General features: G+C 73.3%; 19 protein-coding genes. 14 read left to right on the top strand and 5 right to left on the bottom strand.

The annotated features are described in order from the left end of the window. Nucleotides 1-84: 84 nt before the first annotated feature. Nucleotides 85-882: an HAD family hydrolase gene (locus AB0302_RS04340; protein WP_366370622.1), complete on the top strand. Its 798-nt coding sequence runs from the start codon at nucleotides 85-87 to the stop codon at nucleotides 880-882. Nucleotide 883: 1 nt separating this feature from the next. Here the strand turns inward: AB0302_RS04340 and AB0302_RS04335 are convergent, their stop codons facing one another. Both AB0302_RS04335 and tmk read right to left on the bottom strand, forming a co-directional pair. Continuing rightward, nucleotides 884-2,086 carry a DNA polymerase III subunit delta' gene (locus AB0302_RS04335; RefSeq protein ID WP_248118360.1) on the bottom strand — a complete coding sequence of 401 codons (1,203 nt, stop codon included), beginning with the start codon at nucleotides 2,084-2,086 and terminating at the stop codon, nucleotides 884-886. After that, nucleotides 2,083-2,754: a dTMP kinase gene (tmk, locus tag AB0302_RS04330; protein ID WP_248118362.1), complete on the bottom strand. Its 672-nt coding sequence runs from the start codon at nucleotides 2,752-2,754 to the stop codon at nucleotides 2,083-2,085. Before tmk ends, AB0302_RS04335 begins: the two co-directional genes overlap by 4 nt. A gap of 85 nt (nucleotides 2,755-2,839) precedes the next feature. Here tmk and AB0302_RS04325 point away from each other — a divergent pair, with 85 nt between their 5' ends. Then, nucleotides 2,840-3,145 (top strand): DUF2516 family protein, encoded by a 306-nt coding sequence (locus tag AB0302_RS04325; protein WP_248118363.1) that lies wholly within the window; start codon nucleotides 2,840-2,842, stop codon nucleotides 3,143-3,145. A gap of 55 nt (nucleotides 3,146-3,200) precedes the next feature. Here AB0302_RS04325 and AB0302_RS04320 read toward each other — a convergent pair whose 3' ends face one another. After that, nucleotides 3,201-4,043: a class I SAM-dependent methyltransferase gene (locus AB0302_RS04320; protein ID WP_248118365.1), complete on the bottom strand. Its 843-nt coding sequence runs from the start codon at nucleotides 4,041-4,043 to the stop codon at nucleotides 3,201-3,203. 106 nt (nucleotides 4,044-4,149) lie between these two features. Between AB0302_RS04320 and AB0302_RS04315 the strand changes: the two genes are divergently transcribed. Then, the gene (locus tag AB0302_RS04315; RefSeq protein ID WP_298713517.1) at nucleotides 4,150-4,908 is read left to right on the top strand and encodes a phosphoglyceromutase; all 759 of its coding nucleotides are present in this window, start codon (nucleotides 4,150-4,152) and stop codon (nucleotides 4,906-4,908) included. A gap of 71 nt (nucleotides 4,909-4,979) precedes the next feature. Here AB0302_RS04315 and phoU read toward each other — a convergent pair whose 3' ends face one another. Continuing rightward, nucleotides 4,980-5,651: a phosphate signaling complex protein PhoU gene (phoU, locus tag AB0302_RS04310; protein WP_248118369.1), complete on the bottom strand. Its 672-nt coding sequence runs from the start codon at nucleotides 5,649-5,651 to the stop codon at nucleotides 4,980-4,982. A 175-nt stretch (nucleotides 5,652-5,826) separates the two neighbouring features. Between phoU and AB0302_RS04305 the strand changes: the two genes are divergently transcribed. Then, a complete protein-coding gene (locus AB0302_RS04305) occupies nucleotides 5,827-7,053 on the top strand; it encodes an ATP-binding protein (RefSeq protein WP_248118371.1) in 1,227 nt (408 codons plus the stop codon). Next, the gene (locus AB0302_RS04300) at nucleotides 7,050-7,730 is read left to right on the top strand and encodes a response regulator transcription factor (RefSeq protein WP_366370621.1); all 681 of its coding nucleotides are present in this window, start codon (nucleotides 7,050-7,052) and stop codon (nucleotides 7,728-7,730) included. The genes AB0302_RS04305 and AB0302_RS04300 overlap by 4 nt, the downstream gene beginning before the upstream one ends. A gap of 81 nt (nucleotides 7,731-7,811) precedes the next feature. Here the strand turns inward: AB0302_RS04300 and AB0302_RS04295 are convergent, their stop codons facing one another. After that, on the bottom strand, nucleotides 7,812-8,360 hold the full coding sequence (locus AB0302_RS04295; RefSeq protein WP_248118375.1) for a hypothetical protein: 549 nt from the start codon (nucleotides 8,358-8,360) through the stop codon (nucleotides 7,812-7,814). Between the two features lie 194 nt (nucleotides 8,361-8,554). Between AB0302_RS04295 and AB0302_RS04290 the strand changes: the two genes are divergently transcribed. The 9 genes from AB0302_RS04290 (at nucleotide 8,555) to glgB (ending at nucleotide 20,907) form a co-directional block, all read left to right on the top strand. Next, on the top strand, nucleotides 8,555-9,037 hold the full coding sequence (locus tag AB0302_RS04290) for a CarD family transcriptional regulator (protein ID WP_248118377.1): 483 nt from the start codon (nucleotides 8,555-8,557) through the stop codon (nucleotides 9,035-9,037). 112 nt (nucleotides 9,038-9,149) lie between these two features. Then, nucleotides 9,150-10,487 (top strand): 2-C-methyl-D-erythritol 2,4-cyclodiphosphate synthase, encoded by a 1,338-nt coding sequence (gene ispF / locus AB0302_RS04285; RefSeq protein ID WP_366370620.1) that lies wholly within the window; start codon nucleotides 9,150-9,152, stop codon nucleotides 10,485-10,487. Between the two features lie 76 nt (nucleotides 10,488-10,563). Beyond that, nucleotides 10,564-12,027, top strand: coding sequence for a cysteine--tRNA ligase (gene cysS / locus AB0302_RS04280; RefSeq protein WP_366370619.1), 1,464 nt, complete (start codon nucleotides 10,564-10,566; stop codon nucleotides 12,025-12,027). Between the two features lie 77 nt (nucleotides 12,028-12,104). Continuing rightward, nucleotides 12,105-13,094 (top strand): 23S rRNA (guanosine(2251)-2'-O)-methyltransferase RlmB, encoded by a 990-nt coding sequence (rlmB, locus tag AB0302_RS04275; protein WP_298713499.1) that lies wholly within the window; start codon nucleotides 12,105-12,107, stop codon nucleotides 13,092-13,094. A 285-nt stretch (nucleotides 13,095-13,379) separates the two neighbouring features. Then, on the top strand, nucleotides 13,380-14,411 hold the full coding sequence (locus AB0302_RS04270) for an ABC transporter substrate-binding protein (protein ID WP_298713496.1): 1,032 nt from the start codon (nucleotides 13,380-13,382) through the stop codon (nucleotides 14,409-14,411). 108 nt (nucleotides 14,412-14,519) lie between these two features. Then, nucleotides 14,520-15,503: an ABC transporter permease gene (locus AB0302_RS04265; RefSeq protein ID WP_298713493.1), complete on the top strand. Its 984-nt coding sequence runs from the start codon at nucleotides 14,520-14,522 to the stop codon at nucleotides 15,501-15,503. Beyond that, nucleotides 15,496-16,287 (top strand): ABC transporter ATP-binding protein, encoded by a 792-nt coding sequence (locus AB0302_RS04260; RefSeq protein WP_366370618.1) that lies wholly within the window; start codon nucleotides 15,496-15,498, stop codon nucleotides 16,285-16,287. The genes AB0302_RS04265 and AB0302_RS04260 overlap by 8 nt, the downstream gene beginning before the upstream one ends. An 82-nt stretch (nucleotides 16,288-16,369) precedes the next feature. After that, nucleotides 16,370-18,454 carry a maltotransferase domain-containing protein gene (locus AB0302_RS04255; RefSeq protein ID WP_366370617.1) on the top strand — a complete coding sequence of 695 codons (2,085 nt, stop codon included), beginning with the start codon at nucleotides 16,370-16,372 and terminating at the stop codon, nucleotides 18,452-18,454. Nucleotides 18,455-18,513: 59 nt separating this feature from the next. Then, nucleotides 18,514-20,907 (top strand): 1,4-alpha-glucan branching protein GlgB, encoded by a 2,394-nt coding sequence (gene glgB, locus AB0302_RS04250; RefSeq protein ID WP_366370616.1) that lies wholly within the window; start codon nucleotides 18,514-18,516, stop codon nucleotides 20,905-20,907. Nucleotides 20,908-21,137: the final 230 nt, after the last annotated feature.

Genomic DNA, 21,137 nt, shown 5'->3' with positions numbered 1-21,137 from the left:
GGCGGCGTTCACCCGGCCGCCATGCGCCCGTCAGCTGGCCGGGATGGGCTGGGGTCCAGCCGATCCCACCCTTGGAGCCGTCCCATGCGCCTGCACCCCGCCGCCCCCGTCCGTCTCGGCCCAGGCTACACCGTTCCCCGGGCCGTGGGCGGGGGGTCCGCCGAGCCGTCCGCCGTCCCCGCCCGGTCTCCGCGCCCCTCGGACGTCCCGCTGCGCCTGGCCGTGGTGGACATGTCCGGGACCTCGATCGTGGAGGGAGGGCTGCAAGACACCGCGTTCTCCGAGGCCCTCGCGGCACACGGCGTGACGCCTGGGACGCCCGAGCACGATCGGGCGGTCCGCACCTTCGAGCAGCAGCGGGGCACCTCCCGCAGCGCGGTGTTCCGAGAGGTGTTCCCCGAGCGCGCGGCCGCGCTGGCCGCCACCCGCTCATTCGAGACCGCCTTCGACCGGCTGCTCGCCGAGCACGGCGTGCGGGCCGTGCCGGGGGCGGAGGAGGCGCTCACGCGCCTGAGGGAGCTCGGCCTGGACCTGTGCCTGTGCACCGGATACGCCCGCCACACGCAGAACATGATCCTCGAGTCCCTGGGCTGGATGGGCCTCGCGGACCTCAGCCTCTCTCCCGACGACGCGGGCCGCGGCGTGCCCTACCCGGACATGACGCTCACGGCCCTGCTCGCCCTCGACCACGAGGACGTGCGCAGCGTGCTCACGGTGGGGGACACGGCCGCCGACATCCTGGCGGGGCGCCGCGCGGGCGCGGGGCTGGTGGTGGGCGTGCGCTCGGGGGAGGGCGACGCCGGGCAGCTGTGGGAGGCCGGCGCCGACCACGTGGTCGACTCGCTCGGCCAGGTCCCCGGGCTCGTCGAGGTCCGCGGCTGACTCAGCCGCGAGCGCCGGAACGGGCCCGGCGCGGCAGGAGCGCGAGCATCATGGCCTCCAGGGCCAGCTGCTCCGGCACGTTGCCGGCGAGCCGGGTCCGGGCCTGGGCCACGGCGTCGATCCGGGCCACCACGTCCGCCGAGGAGCCCGCGGCCCCGCGTGCGTACGCCTCGATCTCCGCGCGGCGGTGCTCGTTGATCAGCTCGCCCTCCGCGCCCAGCTGCACGCGCAGCACGTCCCGGAAGAGGCCGATCACGTCGATCATCGCCCGGTCCAGCGCGTCCCGCACGGAGCGCTTGCGGCGCCGGGCCTGCTCCTCCTCGAGGCGCTTGACGTGATGGCGCAGCTTGGGCGGCACGGCCTCCGAGCCCTCGATGCCGAGCGCGCGGCGCAGCCCGGCCAGCTCCTCCGCGTCCCGCGCGGCCGAGGAGGACTCCGCCTCGGCGCGGGAGACCTCGGCCAGCTCGGCCGCCGTCGCCATCGCATCGGAGACCGCGGTGGCCCGCAGGGGCAGGGAGAGGACGGCCTCCCGGCGGCGCAGCGCCTCGGGGTCCCGGGCCAGGCGCCGGGCCATGCCCACGTGGGACTGCGAGATCCGGGCGGTGAGGAGCGCGGTGTCCGTGTCCAGCCCGTCCCGGCGGTGCAGCAGCGCGGCCACGTCCTCGACGGCCGGGATCCGCAGGGTCACGAGCCGGCAGCGGGAGCGGATGGTGGGCAGCACGTCCGCCGGGGAGGGCGAGCAGAGCATCCAGACGGTCCGCTCCGGGGGCTCCTCGATGGCCTTGAGCAGCACGTTGGTGGCCCGCTCGGTCATGCGGTCCGCGTCCTCCATGAGGAAGATCCGCCACCGGCCCGTGGCGGGGGTGGACTGGCCGGTCTCCACGAGGGCGCGCACGTCCTCGATCCGGTAGCTCACGCCCTCCGTGGCCAGCACGGTGACGTCCGGATGCGTCCCCGCCAGGGCGGTGCGGCACGCGTGGCACCGCCCGCAGCCGCGCTGCAGGGGATCGGGGGACTCGCACTGCAGGGCGGCGGCGAAGGCGCGCGCCGCCGTCGAGCGCCCGGAGCCGGGAGGGCCGGTGAAGAGCCACGCATGCGTGGGGCGCTCCTCGGCCGCGGCGCGCCGCAGCTGGGCCACGACCGCGTCCTGGCCCGCGAGGTCGGCGAACACGCCGGCGGTCTCCGGCGCCGTCTCCCCGATCATCGGGCCGCCGCCGTCAGGACGCGCTCCACGATGCGGCGGGTCAGCTCCTCCGGCGGGCGCGCCGCGTCCAGCACGAGGTAGCGCGCGGGCTCCTGGTGGGCGCGGGCCAGGAACGCGGCGCGCAGGGTGCCGTGGGCCGAGGCCGTCTCCTGCTCCATCCGGTCCGGGGCACCGCCCCCGGCGCGCTCGCGCCCGGTGCGGCGACCGGCGGCCGTCTCCGGTTCCGCGTCCAGCAGCACGGTGAGGTCCGGGACGAGCCCGTCCGTGGCCCACGCGTTCAGCTCGGCGATCCGCGGCGCGCCCAGGCCGCGCACGGCCCCCTGATAGGCGATCGAGGAGTCCACGTACCGGTCCGTGATCACGACGCGCCCGGCCGCGAGAGCGGGGCGCAGCGTGCGCTCCACGTGGGCGGAGCGGGCCGCCGCGAAGAGCAGGGCCTCCGTGCGCGGATCCACGGGGGCGTGCGCCGGATCCAGGATGAGCGCCCGGAGGAGCTCGCCCAGGTCCGATCCGCCGGGCTCGCGGGTGAGCAGCACGTCCCGTCCGGCCGCGCGCAGGGCCTCAGCGAGGGCGCGCGCCTGCGTCGACTTCCCGGAGCCGTCCGTGCCTTCGAGGGCGACGAACAGGCCGGGATGCGCTGCTCCGGGGTGCTCGGGCGAGGTGCTCACCCCCCGAGCCTAGACGGAGGGGTGGACGCCGAGGCACCCTGTGGACGACGCCGCCCGGCGCCCCCCTGCCTCTAGACTGGCGGGCATGAGCGCTCCCATGGTCTTCGCCCTCACGTTCGAGCACTGGCTGTTCCAGGCGATGGCGCTCGTGGCCGTGGGCGTCGAGATCTGGGCGTTCGCGGACGTGCTCCGCCGCGGCCCCGCCGAATTCCTGCGTGCCGGCCAGCGGGACCGCAGCTTCTGGCTGCTGCTCACCGGCATCGCGCTCGCGGTGGGCGCGATGGGCCTGCTCATGGGCGCCGGCCTCGGCATGTTCAGCATCGCTGCGGTCTGCGTGGCCGCCGTCTACCTCGCCGGTCCGCGCGGAGAGCTGCGCCTCTACAGCCGCTGAACGCTCCGCCTGCTCGGCCGCTGAGGGCTGCGGCTCCGCGCCGCTCCCGCCCGCATCACGCCGACGGCGCCACCGCGTCCCAGCGCACGCTCAGCTCCCCGCGCCGCCACTGGTGCGCGCGCCCCAGCACCGGCCACCCCTCGGTCCGCAGAGCGTCCGCCGTCGCGATCCAGCGCTGCCTCGGCCCGTAGGGCGCGAGCGGGGCGAAGCGCTCCCACGCCGCGTCGGCGGCGGCGAGGAACCGGTGCACGGGCTCGCCGGGCACGTGTCGGTGGATGAGGGCCTTGGGGAGGCGCTCGGCGACGTCGCTGGGCCGGGCGAAGGCGCCGAAGCGCATCGCCACCGTGAGCGAGTGAGGCCCCTCCGGGCGCAGGTCCACCCACGCCGCCCGCCGCCCGTCCTCGGAGCACGTGCCCTCCACGAGCACGCCGCCCTCGGCGAGGCGGGACCGCATCATGGCCCACACGTCGGGCACGTCCTCCTCGCGGTACTGGCGCAGCACGTTGAAGGCCCGCACCACCGTCGGCGCGCGGGGGACCGCCAGTTCGAAGCCGCCCACCTCCCATGTCAACCCGGGGACGCCGGCTGCGCGCTCACGGGCACGGGCCACGCGTGCCGGGTCGATCTCCAGGCCCGTCAGCTCGAGCTCCGGGTTCACGGCGCGCAGGCGGTGGAACATCTCGACGGCGGTCACGGGCTCGGCGCCGAAGCCGAGGTCCACCACGAGGGGCCTCGGGGTGCGGCGCAGCAGGGGGCCATGGACGTCGGCGAGCCAGCGGTCGACCCGGCGCATGCGCTGGGCGAAGGTCGTGCCCCGCGTGACGTGCCCCTGGGGCCCGCGCGCCACGCCGCGGGCCGCCGTCACGGGCGCGCGCAGCCGCCGGGCCTTCTCCACCATGACCGCCAGCCTAGGCGAGCGCTCCGGCCGCCGGCGGACGTCGGAGGCGGGCCGCAGCGGGGCCGTCCCTGGCCCGGCGTGAGGGGGCCCCGCCTATCATGGGGCCATGGCGAACACCACTTACACGCTGGTCCTGCTGCGGCACGGCCAAAGCGACTGGAACGAGAAGAACCTCTTCACCGGCTGGGTGGACGTGCCGCTCACCGAGAAGGGCCGGGCCGAGGCGACGCGCGGCGGTGAGCTCATGGCGGCCGAGGGCATCGCCCCGGACGTGCTGCACACCTCCCTGCTGAAGCGCGCCATCACCACCGCCAACCTCGCGCTCGAGGCCGCGGACCGCCAGTGGATCCCGGTCAAGCGCGACTGGCGCCTGAACGAGCGCCACTACGGCGCCCTCCAGGGCAAGGACAAGGCCCAGGTGAAGGAGGAGTTCGGCGAGGAGCAGTTCATGGTGTGGCGCCGCTCGTTCGACACCCCGCCGCCCGCACTCGACGACTCGTCCGAGTTCTCTCAGGCCGGGGAGGAGCGCTACGCCGAGCTGGGCGACGACGCCCCGCGCACCGAGGCCCTGAAGAACGTCATCGACCGCCTCCTGCCCTACTGGGAGGCCGAGATCGTGCCGGACCTCAAGGCTGGGAAGACGGTGCTCGTGGCCGCCCACGGCAACTCGCTGCGCGCGCTCGTGAAGCACCTGGACGGGATCTCCGACGAGGACATCGCCGGCCTGAACATCCCCACCGGCATCCCGCTCGTGTACGAGCTGGACGAGGACCTCAAGCCCGTCACCCCGCACGGCCGCTACCTGGACCCGGAGGCCGCCGCCGCCGGTGCCGCCGCCGTGGCCGCGCAGGGTCAGAAGCACTGACGTCCCCACGCGCGACGACGGGCCGGGCCCCCTCCTGCGAGGAGGGGGCCCGGCGCGTGGTGCAGGAGGAGTCAGGCGCCGTTGGCGTCCGCGCCGCGGTGGTGGTGGCATTCGCCCGTCACCAGGTAGCGGACCTTCAGCGCGACGGCGAGACCGTGGTCGGTGAACCGCTCGAAGTACCGCGAGGCCAGGGTGACGTCGGTGGTCGTGGAGGGCGAGGCTGTCCAGTCGGGTGACGCGATGGCACGGAACACGGACAGGTGCAGGGCGTTCACGTCCACGTTCAGGGCGTGGATGCGGTCCGCGTGGGCCAGGTCCAGGGTCTCGAGCAGGAGGACGGCCTCCTCGGCCACCTCGACGGCGGCGTCCGCCAGCTGCGTGAAGACGGGGCGCACGGCCTCCGGGATCACGTGCTCCGGGTACCGCAGCCGGGTGAGCTGGGCGATGTGCCGGGCGAGGTCGCCCATGCGCTCCAGCGAGGAGCTCATCCGCAGCGAGGCGACGACGGTGCGCAGGTCCGTGGCCACCGGGGCCTGGAGGGACAGGAGACGGACGGCCTGATCGTCGAGGGACTCCTGGAGCATGTCGATGCGGGCGTCCTCGGAGATGACCCGCTCCGCTCCGTGCACGTCCGCGGTCTCGAGCGCCGTGCGCCCGTCGAGGGCGGCGCGGTGGACGAGGCGGGCGATCTCCACGAGGTCGCGTCCCAACCGGTCGAGGTTGGCGCGGTACAGCTCCCTCATGACGTCCTCTCCGCGTGCGGGCGCACCGTCTGCCGTGCTTCCTGCCGTGCTGCGCCCCTTCAATGAAGCATTCACCATGTCAGGTGGAGGTGAACACGGCATGAACGGCGCCCGGCGGCGGATCGACGCTCTCCTGGCCGCCCGGTCGCCCCGTGCCGCAGGCTAGGCTGGGCGCGTGGATCCCGTCATCATCGGCCTCCTCTGCGGACTGGTCGGACTGCTCATCGGAGTGGCCTCCATGCTGGCCTTCCGGGCATCCGAGCGCTCGCGCACGGTGGACCTGGCCGTCGAGGAGCCCACTCTCGCTCCCGGCACCGCGGAGGTTCTCTCCGTCATCGGCCGTGCCTACGTGGTGGTGGACGCCGTCGACGGCGTGGTGCGCGCCAATCCGTCCGCCTACGCCTTCGGCCTCGTGCGGGGCCACTCCCTCGTCCACGAGCAGCTGCGCGAGTTCACGGGCGCCGTCCGCTCGGACGGCGTGATCCTCGAGCGGCGGATCGAGCTCTCGCGCGGCCCGCTGGCCCCCTCGAGCCTCGTGGTGGAGCTGCGGGTGGCCCCGCTGGACGAGGAGTACATCCTCATCCTCGCCGACGATCGCACGGACCTGACCCGCACGGAGGCCATGCGCCACGACTTCGTGGTCAACGTGTCCCACGAGCTGAAGACGCCCGTGGGTGCCATCTCCCTGCTCTCGGAGGCCATCGGGGACGCGGCGGAGGACGAGGAGGCCGTGCGCCGCTTCGCGATGCGCCTGGGCATCGAGTCGAAGCGGCTCACCGCCCTCGTGCAGGACATCATCGAGTTCTCCCGGCTCCAGGCCAAGGACGTGGTCCAGGAGGGCCGCGCCGTCGACCTGCGGACCGTGGTCCTCGAGGCCGTGGACCGCCTGCGCCTCACGGCGGAGGCCCGCGGCATCACCCTGAAGGTCGGCGGCCGCATGGACGCCATGGTCCACGGGGACCCGGACCAGCTGATGACGGCGGTGCGCAACCTCATCGACAACGCGGTGCGCTACTCCCCGGACGGCACCACCGTGGGCATCGGGCTGAGCGCGCACGACGGGCTGGCCCAGGTGACCGTCACGGACCAGGGCATGGGCATCAGCCCGGAGGACCAGGAGCGCGTGTTCGAGCGCTTCTACCGCGTGGACGCGGCCCGCTCCCGCCAGACCGGCGGCACGGGCCTGGGCCTGAGCATCGTCAAGCACGTGGTGATCAACCACGGCGGCGAGGTCACGCTGTGGTCCCAGCCGGGACGCGGCTCCACCTTCACCATCCGGCTGCCCGAGTGGGAGGACGACGGCAGCCCCGTCGTCGGCGGGCAGGCCGGCACCCATGTCACGCAACGCCGTGGTCATCGAGTGACCGCATCGGCCGCACCCCGGAAGGAGATCAGCGCATGAGCCGCATCTTGATCGTGGAGGACGAGGAGTCGTTCAGCGACCCGCTGTCCTACCTCCTCAGCAAGGAGGGCTTCGAGGTCACGGTGGCCGCGGACGGCAACGAGGCGCTCGCGGAGTTCGAGCGCTCCGGTGCGGACCTCATCCTGCTCGACCTCATGCTCCCGGGGATGTCCGGGACGGAGGTCTGCCGCCAGGTGCGCCAGCGCTCCAACGTCCCGGTCATCATGCTGACCGCCAAGGACTCGGAGATCGACAAGGTCGTGGGCCTGGAGATCGGGGCGGACGACTACGTCACCAAGCCCTACTCCTCCCGTGAGCTCGTGGCCCGCGTGCGCGCGGTCATGCGCCGCCAGGGGGAGCCCGAGGAGCTCGTGGCCTCCGCCGTGGCCGCCGGCCCGGTGCGCATGGACATCGAGCGGCACGTGGTGGCGGTGGACGGCCAGCAGGTCTCCCTGCCGCTCAAGGAGTTCGAGCTGCTCGAGATGCTGCTGCGCAACGCCGGCCGCGTCCTCACCCGCGGCCAGCTCATCGACCGCGTGTGGGGCTCGGACTACGTGGGGGACACCAAGACCCTCGACGTCCACGTCAAGCGCCTGCGCTCCAAGATCGAGCCGGACCCCTCGAGCCCGCGGCATCTGGTGACCGTCCGCGGCCTGGGGTACAAGTTCGAGGCCTGAACCGGCCGGCCTCCGCGCGGGACGACGTCGGCCCCGCACCTCCGGCGAGGAGGATGCGGGGCCGACGTGGCGGTGCTGGGCTCAGTGGCCCTCGCCGTAGTGCAGGCTCTCCTCGTGGAGGTGGCCCTCGAGCTCCTCGTCCGAGGGGCTGACGCCCTCGGGCAGCAGGTCGCGGTACTGCTCCTGCGTGGCGGACATCAGCGGCACCCGGGCCTCGGTCTCGAAGCCCTGGCCCTTGATGACCACGGGGAGCAGCTCGCCGACCCAGGCGTCCTTGCGCTCCAGGGCGATGTCCTGGTCTTCGAGGACGACCGTCTCACCGGCGGGCACGTCGACGGTGGCGGAGCCGCCCGTCGGCGTGGTGAAGGTGTACGCCATGTCCTGGTCCGAGGGGTTCTCCAGGGAGCCGATCAGGCGCGCCGGACCCGAGTCCCCTGCGCCCACGAGGAGGAGGTTGGAGTAGCGGATGAACCCCTCCGAACTGCCGTTGACGCCGTCGGAGGCGGAGTACTGGATGCCGGTGGCGACGGGGCTCACGGCGGAGCAGCCGGTGACGCCCAGGAGGGCGGCGGCGGCGACGGCGCCCGCGGCGAGGCGGCGCCGGGCGGGCCGGGTGGCGGCGAACTTCACGGGGTTCTCCTACAGGTGCGAGGGCGGAGGGGCCCGGTCGGGGCCTCACCCGTCAGGGTACCGCATGGCCGGATGCCGCCCCCTGATCGCTCCGGCGGCCCCACTACCACAGGGAGCGGCCTGGAGAGGGGGGACGCGCGCGGGGAAATGGCTTATCCGTGATAGAATGAGCCGTCTGGAAAGGGGCACATCACATGGTTTTTGAGGTCGGAGAGACCGTCGTCTACCCCCACCACGGTGCTGCGCGGATCGAGGAGATCAAGATGCGCACCATCAGGGGTGAAGAGAAGATGTATCTCAAGCTCAAGGTGGCGCAGGGTGACCTGACCATCGAGGTCCCGGCGGAGAACGTGGACCTCGTGGGAGTGCGTGACGTCGTGGACTCCGAGGGTCTGGACCACGTGATCGAGGTGCTGCAGGCCGAGCACGTCGAGGAGCCCACCAACTGGTCCCGCCGGTACAAGGCGAACCTGGAGAAGCTCGCCAGCGGTGACGTCAACAAGGTCGCCGAGGTCGTCCGCGACCTGTGGCGCCGCGACCAGGACCGCGGGCTGTCGGCCGGGGAGAAGCGCATGCTCTCCAAGGCGCGCCAGGTGCTGGTGTCCGAGCTCGCGCTCGCCAAGAAGACCTCCGAGGAGGAGGCCGAGGGCATGCTGGACAAGGTGCTCGAGGGCTGACCCTCCGCCGTCGCGGACGGATCGGAAGACATGGGCAGGATCTGCGTCGGAGACGCAGATCCTGCCCATGTCTGCAGGTCCTGCAGTGCGGGCCGTCCCTAGGATGGGGGCCATGCCCACCGCGCTCGTGATCGCCGCCGCCGGCTCCGGCACCCGCCTCGGCGCGGGGATGCCCAAGGCCCTCGCCCCGCTCGCGGACGGGCGTGCCCTCCTCGCCCACTGCCTGGACGCCGTCGCCGCGGCCTGGGACGCCGGAACGTCGCTGGACGCCGTCGTCGTGCTGGTCCCCGCGGACCCCGACGGCGGTGCGCGGGTCCGCGCGGTCGTCGCCGAGGGGCGGGCCCGGCTCGGGGTGCCCGTGGCCTGCGTGCCCGGCGGCGCCGAACGGGCGGACTCCGTGCGCTCCGGGCTCGCCGCCGCCGACCACGCCCTGGGGCGCGGGGTGCCCGGTCCGCGCCACGTCCTCGTGCACGACGCCGCCCGCGCGCTCACGCCGCCGGCCGTGTTCGCCGCGGTGCAGGAGGCGCTGGACGCCGGCGCCGTCGCCGCGATCCCCGGAGTCCCGCTGACGGACACGGTGAAGGAGGTCGTGCTGGCGGACGCAGGAGCGGCGCCGGGCGGGCGGACCCTGCGCCTCACGGTGCGCGGCACCCCGCCCCGCGGCGGACTGCGCGCCGTCCAGACCCCGCAGGGCTTCGACCTGGACGCGCTGCTCGCCGCCCACGAGGCCGTCCGCGCCGATCCCGCCCGGGACGCCGCCGCCCTCACGGACGACGCCATGGTGATGGAGGCCGCGGGCCATGCCGTCGCGGTGGTGCCCGGCCACGCCGAGGCGTTCAAGGTGACCACCCCGCTGGACCTGGACCTGGCGGCCGCGCTCCTCGCGCGCCGCCCCGCCGACCGCACGCCCGACGAGAGGACCGCCATGGCCGACGCCACCGCCACCCAGACCCCCGCCCTCCCCGTGCTGCCCCGCACCGGCATCGGCACGGACATCCACCAGTGGGCACCCGAGGACGCCCCGCGCCCGCTGTGGCTCGGCGGGATCCACTGGCCCGGCGAGCGCGGCGTCGCCGCCACGTCCAACGGCGACGTCGCGGCCCACGCCATGTGCAACGCGCTGCTCTCCGCGGCGGGCCTCGGCGACCTCGGCGCCGTCTTCGGCACGGATCGCTGGGAGATGAAGGACGCGACGGGCGAGGACATGCTGCGCGAGGTGCTGCGCCTGCTGGCGGAGGCCGGCTTCCGTGTGGGCAACGTGGCCGTGCAGGTCATCGCCCCGCGTCCCAAGGTGGGCACGCGCCGGGCCGAGATGGAGGCCGCGCTCTCGGCCGCGCTCGACGGCGCCCCCGTGTCCGTCAGCGCCGCGACGACGGACGGGCTGGGGTTCATCGGAGCGGGCGAGGGGCTCGTCGGGCTGGCCACGGCGCTCGTGGTGCCCGCCCACTAGGCTGAACCCGTCCCCGACCGCCCTGCTCAGGCTCGCTGACCCACGACTCTCTGACACAAGACAAGGACGCCGCCCCATGGCCCAGCGCTTCTATGACACCCGCACCGCGCAGATCAGGGACTTCGAGCCCCTCGTGCCCGGCCAGGCCTCGGTCTACTACTGCGGGGCCACGGTGCAGGGGATGCCGCACGTGGGGCACGTGCGCAGCGCGATCGTGTTCGACGTGCTCATCCGCTGGCTCGAGGCCACGGGGCTGCGGGTCACCTCCGTCCGCAACGTGACGGACATCGACGACAAGATCCTCGATCGCTCCGCCGCCTCCCACGCCCCCGGCTTCGAGGCCTCGGATCTCTACCCGGCGCAGGAGCCGTGGTGGGCGCTGGCCTACCGCTTCGAGAACGCCTTCGACGCCGCCTACCTCGCGCTCGGCGTGCGCCGGCCCACCTATGAGCCGCGCGCGACGGGCCACGTCCCGGAGATGTTCGCGCTCATCCGGCGGCTCCTGGACGGCGGTCACGCGTACGCCGCGGCCGACGGCTCCGGGGACGTGTACTTCGACGTGCGCTCGTGGGAGCGCTACGGCGAGCTGACCCGCCAGCGCGTCGAGGACATGCAGGACGCCCCCGACGCGGACCCGCGCGGCAAGCGCGACCCGCGCGACTTCGCCCTGTGGAAGGGCGCGAAGGAGGGCGAGCCCGCCACCGCGGTGTGGGAGTCCCCGTGGCGTGCGGGCCGCCCCGGCTGGCACCTGGAGTGCTCCGCCATGTCCACCAAGTACCTGGGCGCCGAGTTCGACATCCACGGCGGCGGCCTGGACCTGCGCTTCCCGCACCACGAGAACGAGCTCGCCCAGTCGGCCGCGGCCGGCGACGGGTTCGCCCGCTTCTGGCTGCACAACGGCCTCGTCACGTACGAGGGCGAGAAGATGTCCAAGTCCGTGGGCAACACCATCTCCCCGGAGGAGATGCTCGGCATGGCCCGCCCGAAGGCCGTCCGCTACTTCCTCGGCCAGGCCCACTACCGCTCCCAGCTGGACTACCGTCCCGGCGCCCTCCAGGAGGCCGCCGCCGCGGTGGAGCGCATCGAGAACTTCATGGACCGCGCCCGTGCGCAGGCCCCCGACGACGCCGCCGGCACCTCCGGCGCGCCGCTCGCCGAGCGCGTGCCCGCGGCCTTCCGCGCCGCGATGGAGGACGATCTCAACGTGCCGCAGGCGCTCGCGGCCGTGCACGAGGCCGTCCGCGCGGGCAACACGGCGCTCGCCGCGGGCGACGCCGCCGCCACCGCGGCGCGCCTCGCGGAGGTCAGCGCGATGACGGCCGTGCTCGGCCTGGACGACGTCCCGGAGGCGGGCGCGGGCGGCGCCGGTCCCGAGGCGGCCGCGCTCGACTCCCTCGTGCGCTCGCAGATCGCGGCCCGCGCCGAGGCCCGCGCGGCCACGGACTGGGCCGCCGCGGACCGCATCCGGGACGCGCTGGCCGCGGCCGGCGTCGTGGTGGAGGACGGCGCCGAGGGCGCCACGTGGCGCCTGGAGGGCTGACACCTAGACTGGAGGCCGATCCGGCGCGCCGAGCAGGCGGCGTCGACCCCAGCCCCACCCACAGCAGGAGTCCCCTCATGTCCACCGCACCCCGCTCCGGCGGATCCCGCAAGCCCCAGGGCAAGAAGGGCCCGCTGAAGGGCACCGGCGGCCACGGCCGCAAGGCCCTCGAGGGCCGCGGCCCCACGCCCAAGGCCGAGGACCGCACGTACCACAAGGCGCACCGCTCGAAGCAGCTGGCCGAGCGCTCCGCCGCGAAGCGCCCCGGCGCCGGCCCGCAGCGCGCCGCCCGCCCCAAGCTCTCCGACGAGACGGTCTCCGGGCGCAACCCCGTGGTCGAGGCCCTGCGCGCCGGCATCCCCGCCAAGGCGCTGCACGTGGCGGTGCGGATCGAGGTGGACGACCGCGTCCGCGAGGCCCTGCGCCTGTGCGCCGAGCAGGGCGTGCCGGTCATGGAGAACACCAAGCCCGAGCTGGACCGCCTCTCCGCCGACGCGATCCACCAGGGCCTCGTCCTGCAGATCCCGCCGTACGAGTACGCGGACGCGCTCGACCTGGCCCGAGAGACCCTCGAGAAGGGCGAGAAGGGGCACCTGCGCACCGCGCCGCTGCTGATCGCCCTCGACGGCATCACCGACCCCCGCAACCTGGGCGCCATCATCCGTGCCGGCTCCGCGTTCGGCGCGGACGGCGTGATCGTCCCGGAGCGCCGCTCCGTGGGTGTCACGGCGACGGCGTGGCGCACCTCCGCGGGCGCGGCGGCCCGCGTGCCCGTGGCCCAGGCGGGCAACCTCAACAACACCCTCGCGGAGCTGCACCGCATGGGCTACTTCGTGCTCGGCCTCGACGGCGACGGCGACGTCTCCCTGCCCGGCCTCGAGCTCGCCACCGAGCCCCTCGTGCTCGTGGTGGGCGCCGAGGGCAAGGGCCTGTCCCGCCTCGTGCGCGAGCACTGCCAGCAGATCGTCTCGATCCCGATCGACTCGACCATGGAGTCCCTCAACGCCTCGATGGCCGTGGGCATCTCCCTCTACGAGATCTCGACGCGCCGCGCCGGCGCGCGCTGAACCCCCAGCGGTGCCTGTCCGGCCGTCGGCCCCCGCGGATCCCCTCCCGAGGATGCGCGGGGGCCGTCTGCGTCAGGGCTGATGTCGTCTGGGCCGGACGCCTCTGTGCCGAGGACATCCGTTCCCCGCGGCGCGTGGTCGACGTCACAATGTCCACATTTTCATGGGTCATATTGCGCGTGATGCAGTTCACACTGCACAGTGATGGTCACTGTGACCACGCGGCCATCCCCGCGGGCGCAGCCCCCCTGACGCACCCTGCCTGCAGAACGAGGTCCTCGTCCCATGAACCACCGCTCCCTTCGCATCACCGCCGCCCTCGCCGCCGTCGCCCTCGGGCTCACCGCGTGCGGCGGGTCCGGCTCGGCCGACTCCGCCTCGTCCTCGGCGGCGGGCTCCGCCGGGGGCTCCTCCGCTGCGGTCGAGGAGTACACCGTGGGCATCAACCAGCTGACCACCCACCCGGCCCTCGACGCCACGCGTGAGGGCTTCAAGGAGGCCTTCGCCGACGCCGGCCTGAAGGTGGAGTTCGATGAGCAGAACGCCCAGGGCGACCAGGCGACCGTCACCTCCATCGCCTCCACCTTCGCGTCCGCGTCGGACGTCGACCTCGTGGCCGCGATCGCCACCCCGGCTGCCCAGGGCACCGCCTCCGCCGTGAAGGACAAGCCGGTCGTGTTCATGGCCGTCACGGACCCGAAGGCCGCCGAGCTCGTGAAGGCGGACGACGCCCCGGGCGGCAACGTCACCGGCGTCTCCGACCGCAACCCGGTGAAGGAGCAGCTGCAGCTGCTCAAGGACGTCAAGCCGGATGCCAAGACCGTGGGCATCGTCTACAACTCGGGCGAGGTCAACTCCAAGGTCCAGGTGGACCAGGCCAAGGCTGCCGGCAAGGAGCTGGGCCTCGAGGTGAAGGAGGCCACGATCACCAACTCGTCCGAGGTCCAGCAGGGCGTCCAGGCGCTCGGCGACGTGGACGGCATCTACGTCCCCACGGACAACGCCGTGGTCTCCGCGCTCGAGACCGTCCTGTCCTACGGCAAGGACAAGAAGGCGCCCGTGATCTCCGCGGACACCGACTCGGTGGAGAAGGGCGCCCTGGGCACCTTCGGCATCGACTACAAGGAGCACGGCAAGCAGGCCGGCGAGATGGCGGTGAAGATCCTCCGGGACGGCGCCAAGCCGGAGTCCACCCCGGTCGGCTTCGCCGACCCCGCCTCCCTCGAGCTGGTCCTGAACAAGGAGGCCGCGACGTCCTTCGGCGTCGAGCTCCCCCAGGAGCTGCTCGGCAGGGCCGACGAGGTGATCGGCGGCTGACCGCCCCCCTCCGGTGATCCCGGTCGGCCCCGGACGCGCCCGTGTCCGGGGCCGATGCGCGGATCCCGCGTCTCTTCCCCTCCCGGCCCCGCCTCCGAAAGGCCCCCCATGATCACCGCAGTGGAGCTCGGTCTGATCTACGCCGTCATGGCACTCGGCGTGTACCTGACCTTCCGCATCCTCGACTTCCCCGACCTCACGGTGGACGGCTCGTTCACCACGGGCGCCGCCACGGCGGCCGTCCTGATCACGAACGACGTGCCCGTCGCCCTCGCCCTGCTCGCCGCATTCGTCGTCGGCTGCCTCGCGGGCCTCGTGACGGGCCTGCTGCACACGAAGGGCCGGATCGACGGCCTCCTCGCCGGCATCCTCACCATGATCGCGCTGTACTCGATCAACCTCCGGATCATGGGCAAGGCCAACATCCCGCTGCTCGGCCAGGACACGCTGTTCACCTGGCTCGCGGACATGGGCCTGGCGCGGAGCATCGGCTCCATCGTGGTCCTGTTCCTCGGCGTGTTCGTGCTCAAGCTGGTCATCGACTGGTTCCTGCACACGGACCTGGGCCTCGCGTTGCAGGCCACGGGCGACAACGAGGAGATGATCCGCTCCTACGGCGTCTCCACGGACCGGATGAAGATCCTCGGCCTCATGCTCTCCAACGGCCTCGTGGGCCTGTGCGGCGCGCTGCTGGCCATGTACCAGGGCTTCGCGGACATCAGCATGGGCATCGGCCTGATCCTCGTGGGCCTCGCGTCCGTGATCGTGGGCCAGGCGATCTTCGGCCAGCGCACGGTCTTCATGGCCACGCTCGCCGTGATCGTGGGCGCCGTGCTCTACCGCATCATCATCCAGCTCGCGCTCAACGCGGGCCTGAACCCCAATGACATGAAGCTCATCTCCGCCCTGCTCGTGGTCCTTGCGCTCCTCCTGCCGCGGTTCGGGTTCGCGAAGCGGCTGAGCCTGCGCTCGCGGCACACCACGGCCGAGCCCGTCTCGCAGCGGACCGGCGCCCCGACGCCGGCCGACGACGCGGTGGCCGAGGGCGCCGCCGCGTACGCATCCGCCCCGAAGGAGGCACCCCGTGCTTGAGATCCACGACGTCTCGAAGACCTTCTTCCCGGGCACCGTCAACGAGCGCCGTGCCCTGCGGGGCATCGACCTGCGTCTGGCGGAGGGCGACTTCGTCACGGTCATCGGCTCCAACGGCGCCGGCAAGTCGACCATCCTCAACACCATCGCGGGCAAGCTGACGCCGGACTCCGGCACCGTGAGCGTGGGCGGCCGGGACGTCACCCGGATGCCCGACCATCGACGCGCCTCCTGGATCGGCCGCGTGTTCCAGGACCCGACGGCCGGCACCGCGCCCTCGCTGAGCATCGAGGAGAACATGGCGCTCGCGTGGCGCCGCGGCCACACCCGCGGCCTCTCCCGTGGCGTGACCGCGTCCCGCCGTGCGGTGTTCCGGGCGGAGCTCACCAAGCTCGAGCTCGGTCTCGAGGACCGCCTCACCTCGAAGGTGGGCCTGCTCTCGGGCGGCCAGCGCCAGGCGCTCAGCCTGCTCATGGCCACGTTCTCCGGGCCGAAGATCCTGCTGCTGGACGAGCACACGGCCGCGCTGGATCCGTCCCGTGCCGAGCTTGTCACCCGCCTGACCCGGCAGGTGGTTGCGGAGCGCTCGCTCACCACGCTCATGGTCACGCACAACATGTCGCAGGCGCTCGAGGTGGGCGACCGGCTGATCATGATGCACGACGGTCAGGTGATCCTCGAGCTGGATGCGGCCCAGAAGGCTCGCATGACCCCCGCCGACCTCCTCGCGGAGTTCGGCAAGATCAAGGGCGCCGTGGTGGATGACAAGACGATGCTCTCCTGATGCCCCGGTCCCGGGCGGGTCGGACCCGCCCGGGACCGGCCAGGCATTCATTCGGGGGCCCGGTCGCGGTAGCGTCGGGCGCGTGAGCACCTCGAAGAGCGCCCCCGTCAGCGACGTCCGCCTCTCCACCGTCACGGGCCGCATCCCGGTGACCGCCGTCCAGCCGGTGGTGCTGGACGGCCGCTTCCCGGCCAAGGCCGTGGTGGGGGAGGACGTCCCCGTCCGCGCGACGGTGTTCCGGGAGGGCCACGACGCCGTCCGCGCCACCGTCCGTCTCCTCGATCCGGACGGAGCCGAGGTGCAGCGGGTGCCGATGCGCCCCGGTCGCCCGGGCCTGGACGAGGTGCTCGGCACCCTGCGTCCCGCCGAGACGGGCCTGCACCACTTCGTCGTCGAGGGCTGGCACGATCCCGTGGGCACATGGCGTCACGCCGCCACGGTGAAGATCGCCGCGGACGTGGACGTGGAGCTCATGCTGGCGGAGGGCGCCGCCCTGTTCGGCCGCGCGGCGCAGGATGCCGAGCGCCCCGCCGAGGACCGCGCCGCCTTCGAGGCCGCCGTCCGCGGGCTGTCCGACGCCGCCCTCACGCCCGCGCAGCGCCTCGCCGCCGCCGAGTCCGCCGACGTCGCCGCGGCCCTGGACGCCCGTCCGATCCGTGAGCACGTCACCAGCTCCGAGCTCTACCCGCTGGACGTGCAGCGCGAGCTCGCCGGCCGCGGCGCGTGGTACGAGTTCTTCCCGCGCTCCGAGGGGGCACGGTTCGACGAGTCCACGGGCACGTGGCGCTCGGGCACCTTCGCGACGGCGGCCCGCCGCCTCCCCGGGGTCGCCGCGATGGGCTTCCAGGTGGTCTACCTGCCGCCGATCCACCCGATCGGCCGCGCGCACCGCAAGGGCCCGAACAACACCCTCACCGCCGGCCCGCAGGATCCGGGCTCGCCGTGGGCGATCGGCGCGGCCGAGGGCGGGCACGACGCCGTCCACCCGGACCTGGGCACGCTCGAGGACTTCGAGGCGTTCGTGGCCGCGGCCGCGGAGCTGGACCTCGAGGTGGCCCTGGACCTCGCCCTGCAGTGCGCCCCGGACCACCCGTGGGTGGCCACCCACCCCGAGTGGTTCACCACCCGCGTGGACGGCACCATCGCCTACGCGGAGAACCCGCCGAAGAAGTACCAGGACATCTACCCGCTGAACTTCGACAACGACCCGGACGGCCTCTCCGCCGCGGTGCTCGACGTCGTCCTCGGCTGGGTGGGGCGCGGCGTGCACATCTTCCGCGTGGACAACCCGCACACCAAGCCCCTGTGGTTCTGGGAGTGGCTCATCCGCGAGGTGCGCGAGGTGGAGCCGCGCGCGGTGTTCCTCGCCGAGGCGTTCACGCGCCCCGCCATGATGCACGGGCTCGGCCAGGTCGGCTTCCAGCAGTCCTACGGCTACTTCACGTGGCGGAACACCCGCGAGGAGCTCGCCGAGTACCTCGAGGAGATCAGCCATGAGACCGCCGGCTTCTATCGCCCGAACTTCTTCGTGAACACCCCGGACATCCTCACGGAGTACCTCCAGACGGGCGGCCCCGGGGCGTTCCGCATCCGCGCCGCGATCGCCGCGACGTCCAACCCGCTCTGGGGCGTCTACGCGGGCTTCGAGCTCTTCGAGCACGTGCCGCGCCCGGGCGCGGAGGAGTACATCGACAACGAGAAGTACGAGTACCGCCCGCGCGACTGGCAGGGGGCGGAGGCCGCCGGCGCCTCGCTCGCGCCCTATCTGACCCGTCTCAACGAGATCCGGGCCGCGCATCCGTCCCTGCGGGACCTGCAGAACCTCACGCTGCACGGCTCCACCCACGAGGACCTGCTGGTCTTCTCCAAGACGCGCTCGGCCGCCCCGGAGGGCGCGCACCGCGACGCCGCCGCGGTGACCGACGCCGGTCCCGCCGAGGACACCGTGATCGTGGTCGTCACCACGGACCCCCACGGGGTCACCGAGGCGACGCTGCGCCTGGACCTGGACGCGCTGCAGGTCCGGGCCGAGGACCGGGACGAGGAGGGCCGCTTCGAGGTGGAAGAGCTGCTGACCGGGCAGCGCTGGCACTGGGGCGCCGAGCCCTACGTCCGCCTCGACCCCGAGACGCCGGCACACGTGCTGCGCGTCGTCCGCCGCGGCTGAGCCGCCCTCCCGGCGCACCCCCGCCGACCCCGACCGTGACCCCTGAACAGGAAGATCCCATGGCCCCCCGCACCGTCGTCCCCCTCCCCGTCGACCCGGAGGTGCTGGCCGCCGTCGCGGAGGGCCGCCACCATGACCCGCACAGCGTGCTCGGGGTGCACCTCCACCCCGACGGCGCCGGGGTCACCTACCGTGCGCTGCGCCCCTTCGCGCGGACGGTGACGGCGGTCCGCGCGGCCGACGGCTCGCGCGTCGAGCTGGAGCACGAGCACGACGGGGTGTTCGTCGGCGCCGGGCCCCTGACCGCGGCAGGCCCCGGGGCCGTGGGCGAGTACCGGCTCGAGGTCGCCTATCCGGGCGCGGAGGGCGAGGCCGACGCCGTGGAGGCGTGGGACGACCCCTACCGGCACCTGCCGACGCTGGGCGATCTGGACCTGTACCTGATCGGCGAGGGCCGGCACGAGCGGCTGTGGGAGGTGCTCGGCGCCCGCGTGCACCGGGACGCGGCGGGCGAGGCCATCGGCACCGCGTTCGCGGTGTGGGCGCCCAACGCCCGGGCGGTGCGCGTGGTGGGCGAGCACAACGGCTGGCAGGGGCGCACCCACGCGATGCGCTCCCTGGGCTCCTCAGGCGTGTGGGAGCTGCTCGTCCCCGGCGTGGGCCACGGCGCGCGCTACAAGTTCGAGATCCTCGGCCCGGACGGGCTCTGGCGTCAGAAGGCGGACCCCATGGCCCGCTGGACCGAGGTGCCGCCGGCCACGGCCTCGCGGGTGCTGGACTCCACCTACACGTTCACCGACGACGCCTGGATGGAGCGGCGCCGCGCGACCGATCCGCACGAGCAGCCGCTGAGCATCTACGAGGTGCACCTCGGCTCGTGGCGCCCCGGGCTGGACTACGGGCAGCTCGCCGAGCAGCTCGTCGAGTACGTGCAGTGGCTGGGCTTCACCCACGTGGAGCTCATGCCCGTGGCCGAGCACCCGTTCGGCGGCTCGTGGGGCTACCAGGTCACCGGCTACTACGCGCCGACGTCGCGCTTCGGCACCCCGGACGAGTTCAAGCACCTGGTGAACGCCCTGCACGAGGCCGGGATCGGCGTGATCGTGGACTGGGTGCCGGCCCACTTCCCCAAGGACGAGTGGGCGCTGGCACGGTTCGACGGCACGCCCCTGTATGAGCACCCGGACCCGCGCCGCGGCGAGCATCCGGACTGGGGCACGTACGTGTTCGACTTCGGCCGTACGGAGGTGCGCAACTTCCTCGTGGCCAACGCCCTCTACTGGCTGGGCGAGTTCCACGTGGACGGGCTGCGCGTGGACGCCGTCGCCTCGATGCTCTACCTGGACTACTCCCGCGAGGACGGCGAGTGGGAGCCCAACATCCACGGGGGCAACCACAACCTCGAGGCGATCGGCTTCCTGCAGGAGGCGAACTCCGCGGCCTACCGGCTGCACCCGGGGGTGCACATGATCGCGGAGGAGTCCACGGCGTTCAGCGGTGTGAGCGCTCCCGTGAGCGCGGGCGGCCTGGGCTTCGGCAAGAAGTGGAACATGGGCTGGATGCACGACACCCTGGCGTACCTCTCCGAGGACCCGGTGAACCGCCGCTGGCACCACGGCCAGTGGACGTTCTCCATGGTCTACGCGTACTCCGAGAACTACGTGCTGCCGCTGTCCCACGACGAGGTGGTGCACGGCAAGGGATCGCTCCTGCAGAAGGTCCCCGGCGACCGCCGCCAGCAGCTGGCCACCCTGCGCGCGTACTTCGCGTACATGTGGGCGCACCCGGGCAAGCAGCTGGTCTTCATGGGCGCGGAGTTCGCCCAGCCCTCCGAGTGGTCCGAGGGGAACGGGCTGGACTGGCCCGTCTCCTGGGACGAGGCCCACCGCGGGGTGCAGCTCACGGTGCGCGAGCTCAACGCGCTCTACCGCGTGAAGCCCGCGCTGTGGTCCGCGGACCACAGCCCCGAGGGGTTCGCGTGGGTGGACGGCGGGGACGCGGACGGGAACACCCTCGTGTTCCTGCGCCGTCCTACGGGCGGCGGGAGCCAGGCCGAGGCGTCCCCCCTGCTGTGCATCACGAACCTCTCCGGCTCCGCGCGCCAGGGTCTGCGCGTCGGCGTGCCGAGTGCGGGGGAGTGGACGGTGGTGCTGGACACCGACGACGCCGACTTCCACGGGGACGGATGGCGCGAGCAGACCGGCCAGATCGAGTCCCCCGTCGCCGAGCCGGGCGAGTGGCAGGGGCAGCCGGCCCACCTCACGGTGAACGTGCCGGCGCTGAGCACCCTCTGGCTGCAGCCTCACCCGGGCACGGGCGACGAGCCCATGGCGCACGGCACGGTCACGGGGGAGGCGGACGTGGCGGGGACCCCGGTGGTCGACCCGCAGGCCCAGGAGCCGGTGACCGAGCCTCATCCGTCCGACCGTCCCGAGGCCGCCCGCCGAATGTGAGGCAGGCCATGGCGGAGCGCCGGCACGCCTGAGTGGGGTGAACGTCGGATGAACGCTGCGGAACCCCCGTGATCATGCGGGTGGAAGGTGATCGGGGGCGGTGCACGCGGTGCACGGCCCCCGATTTTGTGTGGAGGTCGTGGTGTGTGTAGAGTTCCATCTCGTGCTGAGGCGCGGTTCGAGGAATCGGACGGCCGGGTGAAGAACATGGAATCCGCGGATTCTTGCCG

Source organism: Micrococcus sp. NPDC078436 (assembly GCF_040702705.1).
Lineage (GTDB): Bacteria > Actinomycetota > Actinomycetes > Actinomycetales > Micrococcaceae > Micrococcus.
The sequence above is the reverse complement of the archived record's forward strand: the minus strand, read 5'-3'. Positions and strand labels throughout refer to the sequence as shown.

Coding starts and splice junctions, on each gene's coding strand:
- AB0302_RS04340 (WP_366370622.1), top strand. CDS start 85: ATGCGCCTGCACCCCGCCGCCCCCGTCCGTCTCGGCCCAGGCTACACC.
- AB0302_RS04335 (WP_248118360.1), bottom strand. CDS start 2,086: ATGATCGGGGAGACGGCGCCGGAGACCGCCGGCGTGTTCGCCGACCTC.
- AB0302_RS04325 (WP_248118363.1), top strand. CDS start 2,840: ATGAGCGCTCCCATGGTCTTCGCCCTCACGTTCGAGCACTGGCTGTTC.
- AB0302_RS04320 (WP_248118365.1), bottom strand. CDS start 4,043: ATGGTGGAGAAGGCCCGGCGGCTGCGCGCGCCCGTGACGGCGGCCCGC.
- AB0302_RS04315 (WP_298713517.1), top strand. CDS start 4,150: ATGGCGAACACCACTTACACGCTGGTCCTGCTGCGGCACGGCCAAAGC.
- phoU (WP_248118369.1), bottom strand. CDS start 5,651: ATGAGGGAGCTGTACCGCGCCAACCTCGACCGGTTGGGACGCGACCTC.
- AB0302_RS04300 (WP_366370621.1), top strand. CDS start 7,050: ATGAGCCGCATCTTGATCGTGGAGGACGAGGAGTCGTTCAGCGACCCG.
- AB0302_RS04290 (WP_248118377.1), top strand. CDS start 8,555: ATGGTTTTTGAGGTCGGAGAGACCGTCGTCTACCCCCACCACGGTGCT.
- ispF (WP_366370620.1), top strand. CDS start 9,150: ATGCCCACCGCGCTCGTGATCGCCGCCGCCGGCTCCGGCACCCGCCTC.
- cysS (WP_366370619.1), top strand. CDS start 10,564: ATGGCCCAGCGCTTCTATGACACCCGCACCGCGCAGATCAGGGACTTC.
- rlmB (WP_298713499.1), top strand. CDS start 12,105: ATGTCCACCGCACCCCGCTCCGGCGGATCCCGCAAGCCCCAGGGCAAG.
- AB0302_RS04270 (WP_298713496.1), top strand. CDS start 13,380: ATGAACCACCGCTCCCTTCGCATCACCGCCGCCCTCGCCGCCGTCGCC.
- AB0302_RS04265 (WP_298713493.1), top strand. CDS start 14,520: ATGATCACCGCAGTGGAGCTCGGTCTGATCTACGCCGTCATGGCACTC.
- glgB (WP_366370616.1), top strand. CDS start 18,514: ATGGCCCCCCGCACCGTCGTCCCCCTCCCCGTCGACCCGGAGGTGCTG.